An 18,873-nucleotide genomic window follows, 5' to 3' on the forward strand; every position below is an offset into this window, starting at 1 on the left:
GGCAGATGGCCGATTCTGTCGTACTGGACCCGGTCGATCTGCACATACTGCGCCTCCTGCAGAACGACGCCCGGACCACATACCGCGAACTCGCCGCCGAGGTCGGCGTAGCGCCCTCGACCTGCCTGGACCGAGTGGCCCGGCTGCGTCGCACGGGAGTGATCCTGGGGCACCGGCTACGACTGGATTCGGCCAAACTCGGCCGTGGGCTGGAAGCGCTCCTTCTCGTCCAGGTCCGACCGCACCGGCGTGAACTGATCGGTCCGTTCGTCGACCGCATCCGCGCGCTTCCGGAGGCCCGGGCACTGTTCCATCTGACGGGGCCGGACGACTATCTCGTGCACGTGGCCGTGGCCGACCCCGCCGACCTGCAACGACTCGTCCTGGACGAGTTCACCTCGCGCCGGGAGGTGGCTCGCGTGGAGACCCGGCTGATCTTCCAGCAGTGGGAGTGCGGCCCCCTTCTGCCGCCCTCTCCCGGCGCTCATTTGTCAGCCGACTGAGATCGATTGAGGGTGACGCCGGGACGGTGGAGGGACGAGGATGAGCCTCATGCCAGAGACTTCCAGCAGCGCGCTGCCCCGCCAGGTCGCCGACACCTACGTCGACGCACTCATCGAACTCGACCCGATCACCGGTACATACCTGGGAGTCAAAGAGAGCGCCGGGCTCCTTCCCGACTTCTCGCCGGCCGGACAGGAGGAGGTGGCCGAACTCGCCCGCCGCACCCTGGCTCTGCTCGACGAGGCCGAGCGGCGGCCCGGCGCGGACACCGATTCCGAACGTCGCTGCGGCCGCCTGCTCCGTGAGCGGCTGACGGCGGAACTCGCCGTCCACGAGGCCGATGAGGGCCTCTGTACGGTCAGCAACATCCGGTCTCCCGCGCACAGTGTGCGCATGGTCTTCACGGTGATGCCGACGGAGACCGAGGAGGACTGGGAGGCCGTGGCGCGGCGGCTGCGCGCGGTTCCTGCGGCCCTGGAGGGCTACCGCGCCTCGCTCGCCCTCGGTCTGGAGCGCAAGCTCCTCGGCGGCCCCCGGCCGACCGCGGTCTTCGTGGACCAGTTGACGGAGTGGTCGGGCTCGGAGGCCGAAGGCCGCGGCTGGTTCGACGAGTTCGCCGCCCAGGGACCGGAGTCCCTGCGGGCCGACCTGCGTACGGAGCTCGCGGCGGCGGCCCGTGGCGCGACGGAGGCGGTCGCCGCGCTGCGCGACTGGATGCGTGACGAGTACGCCCCGGCGGTCGCGGGCGCGCCCGACACGGTGGGCCGCGAGCGGTACCAGCGGTGGTCGCGTTACTTCAACGGCACGGACCTGGACCTGGACCAGGCCTACGCGTACGGCTGGTCCGAGTACCACCGTCTCCTCGGCGAGATGCGCGTCGAGGCGGAGCGCATCCTGCCCGGGGCGGGCCCGTGGGAGGCGCTCGCGCATCTCGACGTCCACGGCACGCACATCGAGGGCGTCGAGGAGGTCAGGGACTGGCTGCAGAACCTGATGGACGAGGCGATCGAGGCGCTCGACGGCACCCACTTCGAACTGGCCGAGCGGGTACGGAAGGTGGAGTCGCACATCGCCCCGCCCGGCGGCGCCGCCGCGCCCTACTACACCGGCCCCTCGGAGGACTTCTCCCGGCCCGGCCGCACCTGGCTGCCGGTCGACGGACAGACCCGGTTCCCGGTCTACGACCTGGTCTCGACCTGGTACCACGAGGGTGTCCCCGGCCATCATCTGCAGATCGCCCAGTGGGTGCACGTGGCGGACCGGCTCTCCCGTTACCAGGCGACGATCGGCGGGGTCAGCGCCAACGCGGAGGGCTGGGCCCTCTACGCGGAGCGGTTGATGGACGAGCTCGGCTTCCTGCCGGACGCCGAACGGCGGCTCGGCTATCTGGACGGGCAGATGATGCGCGCCTGCCGGGTGATCGTCGACATCGGCATGCACCTGCGCCTGGAGATCCCCGCGGACTCGCCCTTCCACCCGGGCGAGCGGTGGACGCCGGAGCTGGCGGAGGAGTTCTTCCAGCAGCACAGCAGCCGTCCGCCCGCCTTCGTCGCGAGCGAGATGACCCGCTATCTCTCCATGCCGGGCCAGGCGATCGGCTACAAGCTCGGCGAGCGGGCCTGGCTCCTCGGCCGCGCCAACGCGCGGGCGGCGCACGGCGACGCGTTCGACGCGAAGGCGTGGCACATGGCGGCGCTGTCGCAGGGCCCGCTGGGCCTCGACGACCTCGTGGACGAGATCTCGCGCCTGTGACGGACGGCCGGAAGGGCGGCCGGCAGCAGGACCGGCGGGACGGGTGGGGCGGGGAATCCGGCGCCCCACCCGTTCCGTACGGTGAGAAATCCCTGGGCGCGGCTTGATCGACCGGGGATTCCCCCGCACCATCGCGTCCATGACCGCATACGCACCGGACGCCACGGACTGGCGCATCCTCCAGGCCCTGCAGAGCCAGGGCCGGGCCAGCTTCGCCGACCTGGCCCGGACCGTCTCCATGTCCGCCTCCGCCGTGACCGAGCGGGTGCGCCGACTGGAGGACGCGGGGGTGATCGCCGGATACACGGCGGTGGTGGACCAGGAGCGGCTCGGGCTGCCGATCCTGGCCTTCGTCCGGCTGCGCTACCCGCACGGCAACTACAAGCCGTTCCACGATCTGATCGAGGCCACCCCGGAGGTCCTGGAAGCGCACCATGTGACCGGCGACGACTGCTTCGTGATCAAGGTGGCCGCCCGGTCCATGAAGCACCTGGAGGAGATCTCCGGGAAGATCTCCACGCTCGGCTCGGTGACGACCAGCGTCGTGTACTCCTCGCCCCTCCCCCGGCGCCCCATCAGCCGCTGACGGCGCCTCCCGTACGGAGCTTCACGGCCGAGCCGTGCCGGTCCTTGACCACCTCCAGCTGGACCGGGATACGGCGGCGCAGATCGCCGACGTGGCTGACGATGCCGACGCTGCGGTCCCGTTCCCGCAGGGAGTCGAGGACGTCGAGGACCTCGTCGAGGGTCTGGTCGTCCAGACTGCCGAAACCCTCGTCGATGAAGAGCGTGTCGAGCCGGACGCCGCCGGCCTCGTCGGTGACGACGTCGGCGAGACCCAGCGCGAGCGCCAGTGAGGCGAAGAAGGTCTCGCCGCCGGAGAGGGTGGCGGTGTCCCGCTCGTTGCCCGTCCAGGCGTCGACCACGTGCAGGCCCAGGCCGGCGCGCCTGCCGCCGGAGCGGGCGTCGGAGTGGACCAGGGTGTAGCGGCCGGAGGACATGCGCTGGAGGCGGGCGGTGGCGGCGTCCGCGACCTGTTCGAGACGGGCGGCCAGGACGTACGACTCCAGGCGCATCTTCCGTTCGTTCTCCGCCGAGGTGCCGGCGGTGAGTCCGGCGAGCCGGGCGACGCGTTCGTACTCCACGCGGAGCGGCCCGAGGCGGCGTACCTCGGTGTCGGCCTGGCGCGAGAGCCGGGACAGCTCGGCGCACCGGTCCCGCACGGCGGCGAGGGCCGACGTGGCGTCCCGCAGGGCCCGTTCGGCCGCGGTGTGCGCGGCCTCGGCGCTCGCCGGGTCGGCGGGCGGCCGGTCGGCGGCGGCCCGGGTCCCGGGCTCGGTGAGCCGGTCGGCCACGGCGGCGGCCTCGGCCTGCCAGGCGTCGAGACGGTGCTGGAGGGTACGGCGCTCGCCGTCCTCCAGGAGCGCGGCGGCGGCCTGGGCGGGGGTGTCGAAGCCGGCGCGGAAGGCGGCGTCGGCGAGCCGGTCGTCGGCCTCCTTGAGCCGCTGGGCGGTGAGGTCCACGGAGCGGACGGTCTCGGCCGCGTCGACCAGGACGGCGATCTTCCGCTCCAGCAGGGAGGCGTGCTCGGCGACGCTCCCGGCATCGCCCCGCCCCCTGGCCAACTCGGCGTCCGAGGCGGCCTGTTCGCGGTCGAGCGCCTCGCGCTGCGAGGTCCGGCCGGCCACCCGCCGCTCGGCGTCCCGCTGCGCGCCGACCCGGCTCTCGTACTCCCGCTCGGCCCGCGCGAGCGCCTCGCGCGCGCTGTGCGTCTGCGCGGCCAGCGCGTGCGCCTCGGCGTGCAGGCGCGCCAACTCCTCCACCTCACGGGTGAGTTCGTCGACGGTGGGCTCGGTCACCGCACCGGGCCCCTCGGCGACGCCGCGGCCGCCCCGCGGGGGCGCGCCGTCCTGTGCGCCGCCCTGCGCCGCGTACCGCATCCCGACGGCGTCGGCTTCGGCGAAGGCCTCGGTGACGGCGTCGCGAGGTCCGGGCAGCCGGGGGCCGCGGCTCTCGTCGGTTGCGTCGGCGGGGCGGGGCAGGACCTCCGCCCGGGCGGCGGACCATGCCTCCGTGGTGGCCGCGAGTTCGCGCTCGGCGGCCGTGCGCGCCTCCTCCGCGGCCGTGAAGGCGGCGTAGGCCGCGTCCTCCGCGGCGCGGTCGACGTGGTCGGCGCCCGTGCGGGCGGGAGCCGGGTGCTCGGCGGAGCCGCAGACCTGGCAGGGGGCGCCGGGGGTCAGGGCGGCGGCCAGTTCGGCCGCGATGCCCCGGAGGCGCCGGGACTTGACGTCGAGCCATGCCTCGTGGGCCGCGTTGCGGCGCTCGCGGGCGGCCGTCAGCCGGGACCCGGCGGTGCTCGTGCGCTCCGCGAGGTCGTCGCGGCGGCGAGCCGCGGAGAGCCTGCGCCGGGCGGGTTCGAGGCGGCCCGCGAGGTGCTCGGCGCGGGCGGCGGCCTCCTGGGCCGACTCGATCCGCGCCGTCAGTTCCGCCCGCCGCGTCTCCCATCCGGCGAGCCAGCCGCCCGTCTCCTGGAGGATCTCCTCGTCGGCGCGGGCCTGGCGTTCCAGGACGGCGCGCTCCTGGGTGATCTCCGCGCTGCGGCGCTCGGCCCGCCGTGCGGACTCGAGACCACCCAGTTCCTCACGGAGCCGGTGCTCCAGGGAGGACAGCTGCTCGGCGCCCGCGTCGGCCAGGTCGGCGGGCAGCCTGCCGAGGCTCTGCCGCCGGGCCGCGCTCGCCGCCGCGTGCTCGCGCTCCGCGTCGGCCCGCAGCCCCAGGGCGGGCGCCACGCGATCGGCCTCGCGGGCACGGTCCAGCGCGGCCTCCCAGGCGTCCCGCTCCGGCCGCCGGGCCTCCAGCTCCTCCTGCCGTCGCCGCGCGTCGGCGTACCGCGCCTGACGCGCGGCGAGCTCGCGCTCGGCGTCGAGCGCCTGCCGGGCGGCCACCTGCCGTGACTCGGCGGCCGAGACCGCGCAGGCGGCGATGTCGAGGGCTTCGCGCGCCTCGGAGCGGGCGACCGCCGCCCGGGTCTGGACGGCCTCGGCGAGCCCGGGCTCGCCGGGCCGCTCCTCGACCCCGGCACCTCCCGTGACCTGGGCGATCCGGTGGGAGAGCGCGAGCAGTCGCTCGTCCCCGTCCCGTACCTGCTGCTCGGCGGCGCGCCGCAGATCGGCGAGGCGCTCCTCGACGGCCGCGAACCGGCGGGTGTCGAAGAGCCGCCCGAGCAGCTTGCCGCGTGCCTCCGCGTCGGCCCGCAGGAAGCGCGCGAAGTCGCCCTGCGGAAGGAGGACGACCTGGCAGAACTGCTCCCGGCTCATGCCGAGGAGCTGGGTGATCTCCTCGCCGATCTCCTGGTGGGAGCGGCTCAGTCCGGCCCACTCCCCCGAGCCGGCGTCGTACGCGCGCAGCAGACTCTGCGCCTTCTCGGTCGTGAAGCCGCCGCCGCGCTTCTTGGGGCGGGGCTGGGCCGGCCGGCGCGTGATCTCCAAGCGCCGCTCCCCCACGGTCAGTTCGAGCGTGACCTCGGTGGGCGTGCCGGGCGGCGCGTGGTCGCTGCGGAGGGAGGCTCCCGGGGACTGCCGGGCGCCGGGCACGGCGCCGTACAGGGCGTAGCAGACCGCGTCGAGGACGGAGGTCTTCCCGGCACCGGTCGGTCCGTGGAGCAGGAAGAGTCCCGCGGAGGACAGGGCGTCGAAGTCGATCTCCTGGGTGGCGCCGAAGGGGCCGAACCCGGTGACGGTGAGGCGGTGCAGTCTCACCGGGAAGCCACCTCGCGCTCCCGCTGCGCGGCGTCCACCCGTACGTCGTCGAACGCGCCGTGCAGCACGGTCCGCTCGGCGCCGTCCGGTCCGGCGCCTCCGCGCACATGGGCCACGAAGTCCTCCGCGATCTGGTGGTCGCTGCGGTCGCGCAGCCGCTGCGCGTACGAGGCGAACGGGTCGCTCTCGGTGCGCTCGGGCTCGAAGACCAGGTTCAGGGTGTGCGGGAAGCGTTCGGTGAGCCGGGTCATGGGCTCGGCGGGCCGCACGGCGTCCGTGAGCGTCGCCTCGACCCAGGACTGCTCGTGCCGTCCGAGGGCGGGGTCGGCCAGCAGGTCGTCCAGTCGGCCCCTGATCCGGGCCAGGGCCCGGGGCACCGGGCAGTCGATCCGCTCGGCGGCCTCGATCCCGCCGTCGGGTCCGAGGTCGATCAGCCACATGCTCTTGCGGTGGTCGGCCTCGGAGAAGGAGTAGGCCAGGGGGGAGCCGGAGTAGCGGACGCGGGGGGTGACGGCCTGGCTGCCGTGCAGATGCCCGAGGGCCACGTAGTCGACCCCGTCGAAGACTCCCGCGGGCACGGCGGCGACACCGCCGACGGTGATGTCCCGTTCGCTGTCGCTCGGTTCGCCGCCGGCGACGAACGCGTGGGCGAGGACCACGGAGCGGGTGGAGCCGGGGCGCGCGGCGAGGTCGGCGCGGACCCGCTCCATGGCGGCGCCGAGCACCGCCTCGTGCCCTGCCTTCGCGGCGCCGAACTGCTCGCGGACCAGGGCCGGTTCGAGGTAGGGAAGGCCGTACAGGGCCACGTCTCCGTGGGCGTCCGTGAGCACGACCGGCGTGCCGACCCCGGCGGGGTCGGTACGGAGATGGATTCCGGCGTGCTCCATGAGTCCGGCGCCGACGCCGAGGCGGCGCCCGGAGTCGTGGTTCCCGGAGATCATGACGGTGGGCACCCCGGCCTCGGCGAGCCGGTGCAGGGCGGTGTCGAAGAGCTCGACGGCGGGGAGCGGCGGCACGGCCCGGTCGTAGACATCCCCGGCGACCAGGACCGCGTCCACGTCGCGCTCGCGCACCGTCGCCACCAGGTGGTCGAGGAACGCGGACTGGGCGTCGAGCAGGCTCACCCGGTGGAACGAGCGTCCCAGGTGCCAGTCCGACGTGTGCAGGAATCTCATGATCGAGGAGCGTATCGGTGGGGTCGGACATCGGCCGGGGCTTCGGCGATTCCGCCGGACGGACCGAGGCTCGCGGGCGGCCGGATCCCGCGGCGCGTGACGCGCTCAGGCATCGCCGTACGCCTCTCCGCCGAGCTCCAGCGTGGCCGTGCCGGCCGTCGCGTCGGCGAGCCAGGCGCGGAACTCCTCCACGTCGGCGTCCGGCAGGCCGATCCCGATGGCGACGCCCTCTCCGTACGCCACCTCGCGCACCGCCCGTCCGGTGGCCCGGAGGTCGTTCTCCAGCTTGCCCGCGCGCTGGTGGTCGACGGTGACGGTGGCGAGGCGGAAGCGCTGCCGGGTGACGGTCCCGAGCGCGTCCAGGGCCTCGCCGACCACTCCGCCGTACGCCCTGATGAGACCGCCCGCGCCGAGCTTCACGCCGCCGTAGTAACGGGTGACGACGGCGGCGACGTACCGCACCTCGCGCCGCAGGAGCATCTGGAGCATCGGCACGCCCGCCGTGCCGCCGGGTTCGCCGTCGTCGCTCGCCTTCTGGACGGCGGCGTCGGCACCGATGACGTACGCGAAGCAGTTGTGCGTGGCGGTCGGGTGCTCCTTGCGGACGCGCGCGACGAACTCCTGCGCCTCCCGCTCGCTCGCGACGGGTGCCAGCGCGCAGAGGAAGCGCGAGCGGTTGATCTCGGTCTCGTGCACACCTTCGCGGGCGAGCGTGCGGTACTGCTCCTGCATCCCGCCACCCTATGCGCCCGCGACCGTGCTCCCGTCCCCGGTCCCCGGCGGGCGGGAATCACCGGGGCCCGTGACGGGTTCTGCACAGCGACGAGCCATGGGAGGCAGCGAAATGAGCGTCGAGACGACGACCGCCGAGTCGGAGACCGTACGGAAGATCCTGACGGCCACGGGTGACACCTGGGCGGTCGTGGGCCTGTCCTCGAACCGGGCGCGCGCGGCGTACGGCGTGGCGGAGGTGCTGCAGCGCTTCGGCAAGCGGATCGTGCCCGTCCACCCGAAGGCCGAGACGGTGCACGGCGAGCAGGGCTACGCCTCGCTCGCCGACATCCCGTTCCCGGTCGACGTGGTCGACGTCTTCGTCAACAGCGAGCACGCGGGCGAGGTCGCCGACGAGGCGGTGGCCATCGGCGCCCAGGCGGTGTGGTTCCAGCTCGGTGTGATCGACGAGGCGGCGTACGCGCGGACCCGCGAGGCGGGGCTCGACATGGTCATGGACCGGTGCCCCGCCATCGAGATCCCGCGTCTCAGCTGACGCCGAGGCCCTCCAGGACGACGGCGCCGGGCAGCTGGGCGAAGGTCTTGCCGGGCACGATCAGTTTGCCGCGCCGGCGGCCGCTTCCGATCAGGACCCATTCGGTGTCGACGACGGTCGCGTCGACGAGGACCGGCCAGGCGGCGGGGAGCCCGATCGGGGTGATCCCGCCGTACTCCATGCCGCTCTCGCCGGTCGCGCTCTCCATCGGGGCGAACCGCGCCTTGCGGGCGCCGAGGTGCTTGCGGACGACTCCGTTGACGTCGAGCCTGGTGGCCGAGCGCACCACGCAGGCGGCCAGGGTCGTCACCTCGCCCCGCTTGCCCGCGACGATCACGCAGTTCGCCGACCGGTCGAGGAGATCGCGGCCGTGGTGCTCGACGAAGGCGGCCGTGTCGGCGATCTCCGGATCGGTGTCCACGTACAGGAGCTGGTCGGCGGGGACGGCGCACTGCCAGGCACGGACCGCGGCGGCGACGGGCTCCGTGAGCAGGTCGAGGCAGTCGGGGGCGGGGACGGCGCGGTCGAAGTCGCCGATGGGTGCGCGCATGCGCACACGCTAACAAGCCGCCCGCGCCCGGGGTTTGACCGTCTCAGCGGGCGGGCGGGATCGAGACGGCCATGGTCATCCCGACCTTCTCCGTGCCGTCGTTGCGATAGGCGTGCGGCACGTTGGCCTCGAAGACCGCGGAGGTGCCCGCCGGGATCCGGTGCTCCTCGCCCTCGACCACGAGGGTGAGCTCGCCCTCCGTGACGTGCAGCAGTTCGGTGGTGCCGTCGGGGTGCGGGTCGGATGCGCTGCCGTCCCCGGGCATCAGCGTCCACGACCAGAGCTCCAGTGGTCCGCGTGCCTCGGTGCCGACCAGAAGCTTGGTGTGGCTGCCGGTGGAGGTGGACCACATGCGTACGGCCTGCTCGGGCGGGACGAGGCGGACCTGCGCTCCCTGCTCGTAGTCGAGGAGGGTCGTGATCGAGACGCCGAGGGCGTCCGCCAGCTTCACCGTGGTGCCGACGCTTGGGTTGGTGCGGGCCTGCTCGATCTGGATGATCATGCCGCGGCTGACTCCCGCGCGGGCGGCGAGTGAGTCCAGCGTGAAACCGCGCTCCTTGCGCCACCGCTTCAGGTTGCGCGCGAGCGACTGCGTGAGCTGATCGAGGTCCGACACATTCCGTCCAATATTCTGGATGACACAGTCCAACAGACTGAACTACCGTGTGGTCTATCGCGGTGCACTCAGCTGTCCACCGCACTGTACTGCGAGACCGTCACCCTGCGAGGACCCATGACCGCGCTGTTCGCCCTGGCCACCGCCCTGCTCTGGGGCCTGGCCGACTTCGGCGGCGGGCTGCTCACCCGGCGCATGCCGGCCCTGACGGTCGTGCTCGCCTCCCAGGTGATCGCCATCGTCGTCCTCGGTGCCCTCGTGCTCGCCACGGGCGGCTGGACGGAGGCGGGGCCGCAGCTCTGGTACGCGGTCGGCGCGGGCGCGGTCGGACCCGTGGCGATGCTCTGCTTCTACAAGGCCCTGGCGCTCGGCCCGATGGGCGTGGTCTCCCCGCTCGGCTCCCTCGGCGTCGTCGTGCCCGTGTCGGTGGGGCTGCTCATCGGTGACCGGCCGGGCCTCCTGCAGTTCGCCGGCATCGCCGTGGCCGTCGTGGGCATCGTCCTGGCCGGCGGACCGGAACTGCGCGGAGCGCCCGTGCAGCGCCAGGCCGTGCTGCTCACCCTCGTGGCGGCCTTCGGTTTCGGCTCGGTGATGGCCCTGATCGCGGAGGCGTCCTCGACGCTCACCGGCCTGTTCCTCGCCCTGTTCGTACAGCGCGTCACCAACGTGGCGGTGGGCGGCGGCGCGCTGTACGTCTCGGTGAGGCGGGGCGGCCGGGTGCTGCCCGAGGGCGGTGGGGGGACGAAGGCCCTCCTGGCGGCCCTCCCGGCGCTCGCGTTCGTCGGCCTCGCGGACGTCGCCGCCAACGGCACGTACTCGATCGCGGCGCAGAACGGTCCGGTTACCGTCGCCGCCGTCCTGGCCAACCTCTACCCGGTGGTGACGGCGCTGGCCGCGCGCGGCGTGCTCAAGGAACGGCTGCGGGCGGTGCAGGCCGCGGGTGCGGGCCTCGCCCTGGTGGGCACGGTACTGCTGGCGACGGGGTGACGCCGCGGGCGCGGAACTCGCCCTCGTCGGCACGGTGCCGCTCCCGACAAGGTGAGTCGTCGGTACCGTCAGCCCTGGGCGAGGTCCCATGCCGCGAGCGCGGCGAGTTGCTCGGGTGTCACGCCGTCCGGGATCGGTACCGGCGCCGGCGTCCGCAGGGGCGGCTGCCAGCCCCGCTCCGGGTCCCAGCTGCGCACGACCTTCGCCGGCGCCCCGGCCACCACGGAGTGGTCCGGAACCTCTCCCCGTACGACCGCGCCCGCCGCGACCACCACGTTGCGGCCGAGCCGGGCACCCGGCAGGATCACCGCGCCCGTGCCCAGCCAGCAGCCCGGACCGATCTCGACCGGCTCGGAGCGCGGCCACTGCCGGCCGACCGGCTCGTCCGGGTCGTCGTAGCTGTGGTTGGTCGAGGTGATGTAGACGTACGGGCCGCAGTACGTGTCCGAGCCGATCGCCACCGAGGTGTCGGCGATGACGTGGCTGCCGCGTCCCAGGACGACGCCGTCGCCGAGCGTCAGGACCGTGTCCTGGCCGAGGTCGAGCCCGGGCAGCATGCCGGCGGTGAGGGTGACCTGCTCGGCGATGATGCAGCACTCGCCGATCTCGATCCACTGCTCGCCGAAGACCGTGCCCTGGGGGAAGGCGAGCCGGGTGCCGGCGCCGAGACGACGGAACCGCAGCCGCCCCGGGCTCTCGGCGGTGACGGCTCCGGCCTCCTGCACCCAGCGCCATCCGCCCTGCACGGCGCGGGCGAGGACCCGGCGCCGCCAGGCGGCGAGAGAGGAGAACGTGTTTCTGTTCCTGGGCACCCGGACACGGTAGTCCTCGCCGTCGTGGCCGGTCAGTGGGGTGCCCTGTGATGTCCGTCATGAGGCGGGGCTAGATTGCCCGCAGGGCGTGACGCAACCACGAGGGATCAGGAGCGAACGATGACAGAGGCGTTGATCAGGGGCGTCGGCGGCAAGGAACCTCGGGTCGATCCGACCGCCTTCACCGCGCCGACCTCCGTCGTGCTCGGCGACGTCACCCTCGGCGCCCGCGCGAGCGTCTGGTACCACGCGGTGCTGCGGGCGGACTGCGGCCCCATCGCCGTCGGCGAGGACTCCAACATCCAGGACAACTGCACGGTCCACGTCGACCCCGGCTTCCCGGTCACCATCGGCGACCGCGTGACGGTCGGCCACAACGCGACCGTCCACGGCTGCACCATCGAGGACGACGTCCTGGTCGGCATGGGCGCCACGGTCCTCAACGGCGCCCGGGTCGGTGCCGGTTCGCTCGTCGCCGCGCAGGCTCTCGTGCCGCAGGGGATGGAGATCCCGCCGGGCTCGCTGGTCGCGGGCGTCCCGGCCAAGGTCCGGCGGCCGCTGACCGAGGAGGAGCGGGCCGGCATCCGCCTCAACGCGGAGATGTACCTGCACCTCGCCAAGGGGCACGCCGAGGCGTTCGGCGACTGAACCCCCGGCACGGTACGGAGAAGGGCGCGGCGCCCTCGCAGGCGCCGCGCCCTTCTCCGTACAACCTCCGCGTCAGTCGCCGACGGTCACCGGCACCGGCGCGTCGGCGGTCTCCTCGGACCTGGCCGCCGCCTTCTTCGCGCGGTTCCTCATGATCAGCATGGAGGCGACGCCGAAGAGGACGGCGAGCACCAGGCCGACCCAGGAGAAGCGCTTGAGCCACGCCTCGGCGACGACGCCCACCGAGTAGATGACGGCCGTGGTCCCGCCCGCCCAGAGGATGCCGCCGAAGACGTTGGCGATCAGGAACTTCCAGTACGGCATCTTCAGCACGCCCGCGAGCGGTCCGGCGAAGATCCGCAGCAGGGCGACGAAGCGGCCGAAGAAGACCGCCCACATGCCCCACTTCTCGAAGGACCGCTCGGCCAGCGCGATGTTGGCCTCGCTGAAGTGCTTGGGGAACTTCTTCCCCAGCCAGGCCAGCAGCGGGCGCCCGCCCCTGCGGCCGATCGCGTAGCCGATCGAGTCGCCGATGATGGCGCCGGCCGTGGCGCAGGCACCGAGGACGTACGGATCGATGTCGCCGTGCTGCGAGGCCAGCAGGGCCGAGCTCACGAGGACGATCTCGCCGGGCAGCGGGATGCCCAGGCTCTCCAGCCCGATCACCACCCCCACCAGCGCATAGACGGCGACCGCGGGGATCGTCTCCAGCCACTCCTGGACGTGCAACGCGGATTCCTCCCGTGTCGAGGCGTGCGCCGCGTCGCGCACGCCGGGGCAGCCTACCTGGTCACCAGGGCAGCACGGCGACCTCCGTGACCAGCCGGGGATCGCGCGAGGACGCGCCCACCCGGACCGTGCGCCGGCCCGTGCCGAGCACCCAGTCGTGCCGTGCAGTGTCCCAGGAGGAGAGGGTGCGGACGGCGACGCGTACGGTCACCCGCCGCCGCTCCCCTGCTGCCAGTTCCAGGCGTCGGTAGCCGGCCAGGAGCTGGCGCGGCTGGTCGACGCCGAGGGCGGCGACATGGGGCGAGGGGCCGACATAGACCTGGGCCACCTCGATCCCGGCGCGGCCGCCGGTGTTCCGGACCGTGAAGCCGACCTCGAGTCCACCGCCCGCGGCGCGCTCGACCGCCAGGTCCTCGTACCCGAACGTGGTGTACGAGAGTCCGTACCCGAACGGGAACAGCGGCTCCACCCCTTCGGCGTCGTACCAGCGGTGGCCGACGTGGATGCCCTCGCTGTACTCCTGGACCCCGTCCCGCCCGGGGTAGCGCAGCGGGTGGCCCGCCATGGGATGCCGGTCCTCGGCGGCCGGGAAGGTCTGGGTGAGCCGCCCGCCGGGGTCGGCGTCGCCGAAGAGGACGGCCGTGGTCGCGGCGGCGCCCTCCTGCCCGGGGTAGTACATCTGCAGCACGGCGGCGCTGCGCTCCAACCAGGGCATGGTGACGCACGAGGAGGTGTTGAGGACGACGGTCGTCCGCGGGTTGACCGCCGTGACCGCGTCGATCAGGGCCTCCTGCTTGCCGGGGAGCGCGAGGCTGGTGCGGTCCTGGCCCTCGGTGGCGTCCTCGTACGCGAAGAGCACGACGCTGTGCGCGGCGCGAGCCGCGCGCACGGCCTCCGCGATGTCCTCCGCCCGGTCGGCGTCGCTGATGGCACGGAGCCGGAAGCGTTGGCCACGGGCGCCGCCGCGGGCGGTGACGGTCAGCCGGTGGGCGCCCGCGGCGAGGTCGACGGTGGTGCGCCGCACGCTGAGGCCGTCCGGGGCGTGGCTCTCCAGCCCTCCGGGGAAGTAGTCGTAGACACCCGGGCGGACGGGGAAGAGCTCGGTGGAGTCCACGGTGACGGTGGGCCGGGTGCCGCTGTAGTGGACGAGGAAGGTCCAACGGTCGGCCTCGGGGACGGTGAAGGTGCCCTCGTAGCTCCAGGTGGCGCCGGCGGCGACGGCGCGGTTCTCCAGCTCGGCCGGGGGCTCCGTGGCGGGCATGGGCCTGCCGAAGAGGTCCTCTCCGAGGGCGTACGTGACGGTGGCGCCGGCGCCGGCGCGGGTCCGGATCGCGTCCAGCGGGCGGGCCGCGGAGTCCGGGATGACATGAGCGCTGCCGCCACCGCTGACGAAGGGCACCGTGGCGGTGGGGCCGATCACGGCGAGGGAGCGGGCGGCCTGGCCCGTGAGCGGCAGGGCGCCGCCCTTGTTGCGCAGCAGCGTGGCGCCGGCGGTGGCGACCCTGAGGGCGACGCGGGCGCCCGCCGCCACGTTCCGCTCCGGTCGGGGGGCCTCGTCGAGCAGCCCGAACCGGTCCCGTACGGAGAGGATGCGGCGCACGGCCCGGTCGACGGACGCCTGGGGCACCTGGCCGTCCCGCACCGCCTTCTCGAGCGCGGCGCCGAAACGCGCGCCGGACGGCATCTCCATGTCGAGACCGGCGGCGATCGAGGGCCCCGTGCTGTGCACGCCGCCCCAGTCGCTCATCACCCAGCCGTCGAAGGCCCAGCGCTCGCGCAGCAGCTCGGTGAGGAGTTTCGGGTTCTCGGCGGAGTACATGCCGTTGACCTTGTTGTAGGCGGCCATGACGGCTCCCGCGCCGGCGGCGACGCCTGCCTCGAAACCGCGCAGCTCGGTCTCGTGCAGGGTCTGCTCGTCGGCGCGCACGTCGATGGTCGTCCGGTCCTTCTCTTGGTTGTTGAGGGCGAAGTGCTTGACCGTGGCGATCAGCCCCTCGGCCTGGATGCCCCGGATCTCCTCGGCGACGAGGTCGGCGGAGAGGAGCGGATCCTCGGAGAAGGTCTCGAAGTTCCGTCCCGCGTACGGGGTGCGGATCAGGTTGACCATGGGGGACAGCAGCACGTCCTGGCCGAGCGCGCGGCCCTCGTGGCCGATCACCTCGCCGTAGGCGCGGGCGAGGGAGGGGTCGAAGGCGGCGGCGAGCATGACGGGTGCGGGAAGCGCGGTCGCGGTGCGCTTGACCCGCACGCCGGCCGGCCCGTCGGCGAGCCTCAGCGCCGGAATGCCCAGCCGTGGCACACCGGGTACGTATCCGGCCTCGCCGAGGCTCTTCGGGTCGGCGGCGCCGTGCAGCAGGGAGACCTTCTCGGCGAGGGTGAGCCGGTCGAGGAGCTCGTCGACCCGGCCGGCCCGGCGCGGGCGCGGGTTCGCGCGCGCCGGTGAGGACACCGAGGCCGCGGCGGCGAAGGCTCCGCCGAGCAGCCACAACGCGGCCCTGCGGGGCAGCCGCGCACCCGTCGCGGCACCGGGCGACGGCGCCGGGCGGGGACGACCCTTGGTGCCCTCGGAGGTGCCGCGGGCGCGAGGCGTGAGCGCCGCGGGCACAGGCCCGGCCGCGGGGTCGTCCGGCGGGACGTACGACTGACGGGACTCGGCTTCTGACACGGGCGCTGCTCCTTCGCACAGACGGGAATGCCGCGTTTGGGCGGTGAGCGCACTATGCGTGACGGTCTCTCATTTTCGCCGGAGCCCCGCTGACGAGGCCGCCCCCGCGTCCGAATCGGAGCACGGGGGCGGCACTGCGGCGACGCGGTGTCAGGAGTGGGGGCGCAGGGTCCAGACGACGGTCATCTCGCCGGTCACGGCACCGTCCTCGCGCGTGAGGGCGATGTGGACCGGGAACTCCGGGCGCGCGCCGGCGTCCAGCTCGGCGACGACGTCGGCGGCGGGGCGGCCCAGGGTGGCGGTGGCCGTGACGACGCCCATGGCGAGCTTCTTGTAGCCGATCTCGGCGGTGACGGCGAGCGGCACCGCGCGGTTCAGCTGGTCGCCGAAGGCGGCCAGGACGATCGCGCCGCTGGCGGACTCGGCCAGCGTGAACATGGCTCCGGCGTGCGGACCGCCGACGTGGTTGTGGTAGTCGGCCTGGTCCGGCAGCCGGACGACGGCACGCTCGGAAGTGGTCTCCAGGAACTCGAGGTTGAGGGTCCTGGCCATGGGGACCGTGGCGGCGAGCATCTCGCCGACGGACATCTGGTCTGCGCTCATGCCGCGATGTTACCCGCGAGTAGCAGGGAAGACCATCCCCTGCGCCCGGAGCCCGCACGGGGGCGGGCGTAGCAGGCTTCCCGCCACACCTCTATGGTTACTGGCCATGTGGCCAGGACAGCAGCCGCCCGGGGGCGAGCAGAACCCGCAGGACCAGAACCAGAACCCGTATCAGCAGCCGGGGTATCCGCAGCAGCCCAACCCGTACCAGCAGCCGGGGTACACGCAGCAGCCCGGGTACCCGCAGCAGCCGCCGACGCAGCCGGCCCAGCCGGGATTCCCGCAGCCGCCGACGCAGCCGGCCCAGCCCGCGTACCAGCAGCCCAACCCGTACCAGCAGCCGACCGTGCCGCAGTACCAGGTGCCGGGGATGCCGCCTCCGGCGGGCGGCCCGGGTGACGGCAAGAAGAAGCAGACGACCCTGATCGCCATCGTCGCCGCGACCGCCGTCGTCGTGGCGGCCGGTGTCACCGGTTTCCTCGTCCTCGGCAAGGACGACGACAAGAACACCCACGCCGGCGGCGACCAGAAGCCCTCCGCGTCGGCCCCGACGTCGGCTTCGTCGTCGCCGCCGATCGACAACCCGCGCGACGACGCCCAGCACCAGCCGACGATCCCGGGCTGGAAGGTCGTCCACAACCCCAAGTACGGCACGCTGTTCGACGTACCGCCGGAGTGGGAGCTGCTGAAGCCCGGCACCGTCACCTTCTTCGAGGACGAGAAGAAGGGCGACGGCTCGCCCGTCGTCACCATGTCGGCGCCCACCCGCTACAAGAGCAAGTGGTGCACCTACGACACCGACAAGAACGGCACCGAGGAGACCTGGGGCCTGAGCAGCGCGGGGACCAAGGGCGGCCAGGGCGCCAAGAACACCTCGGAGGCGGCGTACAACGAGGCCGGCAACTGGGTGTGGGCCGGATACGCCCAGCACATGCCCAAGGGCACCATCAAGATCACCAAGGCCGTGCCGTACACCACCAAGTCCGGTCTGACCGGCAGCATGGCGACGGCCACCGCGCCGGGGATCAAGAAGCGGAACAAGTGCGAGTCGGACGGCAAGTCCATCGCGTTCTCCTTCAAGAACGCCCAGGGTGACTTCTCGTCGTTCGTGCTCTACGGCGCCGACGGGGTCAAGGACGAGCTGCCGGACGCCACGATCCAGCAGATCCTCTCGACGGTGCGGCTGGCCCCGGCAGGGTCCTGACCGGCTCCGGGCCGCCGTATCCGGTTTGGCAGGAGGCGGCGGCACCGGGGATAGTCCCGGAGTGAGAACTCCCGCCGCCTCCCGCCGCGCCCCTCTGCGCTCCCGCCGCCCCGAGTGGGCCGGCCGGAACTACCTGCTGCTGACCGCCGCCGCGATCGTCACCAACCTCGGCACCCACGGTGCCCTGATCGCGGCGGCGTTCGCCGTGCTCCAGACGGGCGGGGACGGTGGCGACGTGGGCCTCGTGGCGGCGGCCCGCACCCTGCCGCTGGTGCTCTTCCTGCTCATCGGCGGCGCCGTCGCGGACCGCATACCCCGGCACCGCGTGATGGTCGCCGCCAACGCCCTCAACTGCGTCTCGCAGGGCGCCTTCGCCGTCCTCGTCCTCGCGGGCGACCCCCAGCTGTGGCAGATGATGCTGCTGACCGCGCTGTGCGGGACGGGCCAGGCCTTCTTCAGCCCGGCGGCCGAGGGCATGTTGATGTCCAGCGTCAGCGGCGAACAGGTCAGCCGGGCCTTCGCCCTGTTCCGGATGGCGATGCACGGGGCCGGAATCGGCGGGGCGGCGCTCGGCGGCGCGATGATCGCCGCCATGGGGCCCGGCTGGGTCCTGGCGATCGACGCGGCGGCCTTCGCCGTCGCGGGCGCGCTGCGCGCCTTCCTCGACGTCAGCCACATCGCGAAGCGCGAGGCGGGCGGCGGGCTGCTCGCCGATCTGCGGGAAGGCTGGCGGGAGGTCGCGGGGCGGCCCTGGCTGTGGTCCATCGTGGCCCAGTTCTCGATCGTCGTGGCGCTCGTCGGCGCGGCCGAGTCCGTCTACGGTCCGCTGGTGGCCCGGGACGAACTCGGCGGCGCGCGACCGTGGGGCATCGCCCTGGCCTTCTTCGGTGTGGGCACGCTCGCCGGCGCGCTGCTGATGATGCGCTGGAAACCGCGGCGGATGCTGCTCGTGGGCACGCTCGGCGTCTTCCCGATCGCTCTGCCCTCGGCGGCACTCGCGGTGCCGCTCGACGTGGTGGGCCTCTCGGTCGCGATGTTCGTGAGCGGTGTGGCGATCGAGGTGTTCGGCGTGGCGTGGATGACGACGCTGCACCAGGAGATCCCGGAGGAGAAGCTGTCGCGGGTCTCCGCGTACGACTGGTTCGGCTCGACGGCGATGCTTCCCCTCTCCACGGCCCTCGCGGGTCCGGCGGAGAGCCTCTTCGGCCGCAGCGAGGCGCTGTGGGGCTCGGCGGCCCTGATCGTGCTGGTGACGTCCCTGGTCCTCCTGGTCCCGGACGTCCGGAACCTCCGCCGCCGCACCAAGGAGGTGGGCGGTTCCTTCGGGCCGCTGCCGACCGTGCCCCTGACGCCTTCCGCGGGAACGGCGGCGGCCGTGCCCACCGCGGGGATGGGGGCGGGCACGCCGCCCGCCGGTCCGCCGGCGGCCGGGAAGACCGGGGCGCCGGAGGCGGACGGCTGACCGGACGGGTGGCCGGGAGAGAGCCGTCAAGGCCGGTGGCGGGGGCTGACCGGCCGGGCGGCCGCACAGAGCCGTCAAGGCCGGTGGCGGGAGCTGACCGGCCGGGCGGCCGCACAGAGCCGTCAAGGCCGGTGGCGGGAG

At 73.5% G+C, this 18,873-nt stretch carries 17 protein-coding genes; 8 read left to right on the top strand and 9 right to left on the bottom strand.

Annotated features, from left to right (window positions below):
- Nucleotides 1–5 precede the first annotated feature (5 nt).
- From ACZ4VW_RS10600 to ACZ4VW_RS10610, 3 genes are all read left to right on the top strand, one after another.
- Nucleotides 6–503 carry an Lrp/AsnC family transcriptional regulator gene (locus ACZ4VW_RS10600; RefSeq protein WP_467865550.1) on the top strand — a complete coding sequence of 166 codons (498 nt, stop codon included), beginning with the start codon at nt 6–8 and terminating at the stop codon, nt 501–503.
- A 49-nt stretch (nt 504–552) separates the two neighbouring features.
- Nucleotides 553–2,256: a DUF885 domain-containing protein gene (locus ACZ4VW_RS10605; protein ID WP_467960640.1), complete on the top strand. Its 1,704-nt coding sequence runs from the start codon at nt 553–555 to the stop codon at nt 2,254–2,256.
- A 139-nt stretch (nt 2,257–2,395) separates the two neighbouring features.
- The gene (locus ACZ4VW_RS10610) at nt 2,396–2,842 is read left to right on the top strand and encodes an Lrp/AsnC family transcriptional regulator (protein WP_467960642.1); all 447 of its coding nucleotides are present in this window, start codon (nt 2,396–2,398) and stop codon (nt 2,840–2,842) included.
- Here the strand turns inward: ACZ4VW_RS10610 and ACZ4VW_RS10615 are convergent.
- The 3 genes from ACZ4VW_RS10615 to ACZ4VW_RS10625 form a co-directional block, all read right to left on the bottom strand.
- Nucleotides 2,832–6,014, bottom strand: a complete 3,183-nt coding sequence (locus tag ACZ4VW_RS10615; protein WP_467960644.1) for an AAA family ATPase — start codon at nt 6,012–6,014, stop codon at nt 2,832–2,834. The genes ACZ4VW_RS10610 and ACZ4VW_RS10615 overlap by 11 nt on opposite strands.
- The gene (locus ACZ4VW_RS10620) at nt 6,011–7,189 is read right to left on the bottom strand and encodes an exonuclease SbcCD subunit D (RefSeq protein WP_467960646.1); all 1,179 of its coding nucleotides are present in this window, start codon (nt 7,187–7,189) and stop codon (nt 6,011–6,013) included. Before ACZ4VW_RS10620 ends, ACZ4VW_RS10615 begins: the two co-directional genes overlap by 4 nt.
- Nucleotides 7,190–7,294: 105 nt before the next feature.
- Entirely contained in the window at nt 7,295–7,921 is a 627-nt protein-coding gene (locus ACZ4VW_RS10625; protein ID WP_467960648.1) for a YigZ family protein, read from the bottom strand.
- 112 nt (nt 7,922–8,033) lie between these two features.
- Between ACZ4VW_RS10625 and ACZ4VW_RS10630 the strand changes: the two genes are divergently transcribed.
- Nucleotides 8,034–8,456: a CoA-binding protein gene (locus tag ACZ4VW_RS10630; protein WP_467960650.1), complete on the top strand. Its 423-nt coding sequence runs from the start codon at nt 8,034–8,036 to the stop codon at nt 8,454–8,456.
- Here the strand turns inward: ACZ4VW_RS10630 and ACZ4VW_RS10635 are convergent.
- On the bottom strand, nt 8,449–9,006 hold the full coding sequence (locus ACZ4VW_RS10635; RefSeq protein ID WP_467960651.1) for a YbaK/EbsC family protein: 558 nt from the start codon (nt 9,004–9,006) through the stop codon (nt 8,449–8,451). The two genes, ACZ4VW_RS10630 and ACZ4VW_RS10635, sit on opposite strands and share 8 nt — an antisense overlap.
- A 43-nt stretch (nt 9,007–9,049) precedes the next feature.
- Nucleotides 9,050–9,622 (bottom strand): helix-turn-helix domain-containing protein, encoded by a 573-nt coding sequence (locus ACZ4VW_RS10640; RefSeq protein ID WP_467960653.1) that lies wholly within the window; start codon nt 9,620–9,622, stop codon nt 9,050–9,052.
- Between the two features lie 117 nt (nt 9,623–9,739).
- Here ACZ4VW_RS10640 and ACZ4VW_RS10645 point away from each other — a divergent pair, with 117 nt between their 5' ends.
- Nucleotides 9,740–10,609 carry an EamA family transporter gene (locus ACZ4VW_RS10645; RefSeq protein ID WP_467960655.1) on the top strand — a complete coding sequence of 290 codons (870 nt, stop codon included), beginning with the start codon at nt 9,740–9,742 and terminating at the stop codon, nt 10,607–10,609.
- A gap of 68 nt (nt 10,610–10,677) precedes the next feature.
- Here ACZ4VW_RS10645 and ACZ4VW_RS10650 read toward each other — a convergent pair whose 3' ends face one another.
- Nucleotides 10,678–11,421, bottom strand: coding sequence for an acyltransferase (locus ACZ4VW_RS10650; protein ID WP_467960657.1), 744 nt, complete (start codon nt 11,419–11,421; stop codon nt 10,678–10,680).
- A gap of 120 nt (nt 11,422–11,541) precedes the next feature.
- Here ACZ4VW_RS10650 and ACZ4VW_RS10655 point away from each other — a divergent pair, with 120 nt between their 5' ends.
- Nucleotides 11,542–12,069 (top strand): gamma carbonic anhydrase family protein, encoded by a 528-nt coding sequence (locus tag ACZ4VW_RS10655; RefSeq protein ID WP_467960659.1) that lies wholly within the window; start codon nt 11,542–11,544, stop codon nt 12,067–12,069.
- 72 nt (nt 12,070–12,141) lie between these two features.
- Here ACZ4VW_RS10655 and ACZ4VW_RS10660 read toward each other — a convergent pair whose 3' ends face one another.
- From ACZ4VW_RS10660 to ACZ4VW_RS10670, 3 genes are all read right to left on the bottom strand, one after another.
- Nucleotides 12,142–12,798 (bottom strand): DedA family protein, encoded by a 657-nt coding sequence (locus ACZ4VW_RS10660; protein WP_467960824.1) that lies wholly within the window; start codon nt 12,796–12,798, stop codon nt 12,142–12,144.
- 61 nt (nt 12,799–12,859) lie between these two features.
- Nucleotides 12,860–15,463 (bottom strand): beta-glucosidase, encoded by a 2,604-nt coding sequence (locus ACZ4VW_RS10665; protein ID WP_467960661.1) that lies wholly within the window; start codon nt 15,461–15,463, stop codon nt 12,860–12,862.
- 150 nt (nt 15,464–15,613) lie between these two features.
- On the bottom strand, nt 15,614–16,066 hold the full coding sequence (locus tag ACZ4VW_RS10670) for a DUF4442 domain-containing protein (RefSeq protein ID WP_467960663.1): 453 nt from the start codon (nt 16,064–16,066) through the stop codon (nt 15,614–15,616).
- A gap of 106 nt (nt 16,067–16,172) precedes the next feature.
- On the opposite strand from ACZ4VW_RS10670, the gene ACZ4VW_RS10675 reads away from it, so the two are divergent.
- Both ACZ4VW_RS10675 and ACZ4VW_RS10680 read left to right on the top strand, forming a co-directional pair.
- Nucleotides 16,173–17,270, top strand: coding sequence for a DUF8017 domain-containing protein (locus ACZ4VW_RS10675; RefSeq protein WP_467960665.1), 1,098 nt, complete (start codon nt 16,173–16,175; stop codon nt 17,268–17,270).
- A 61-nt stretch (nt 17,271–17,331) separates the two neighbouring features.
- Entirely contained in the window at nt 17,332–18,732 is a 1,401-nt protein-coding gene (locus tag ACZ4VW_RS10680) for an MFS transporter (protein ID WP_467960667.1), read from the top strand.
- Nucleotides 18,733–18,873: the final 141 nt, after the last annotated feature.

Source organism: Streptomyces sp. NPDC029139 (assembly GCF_055564335.1).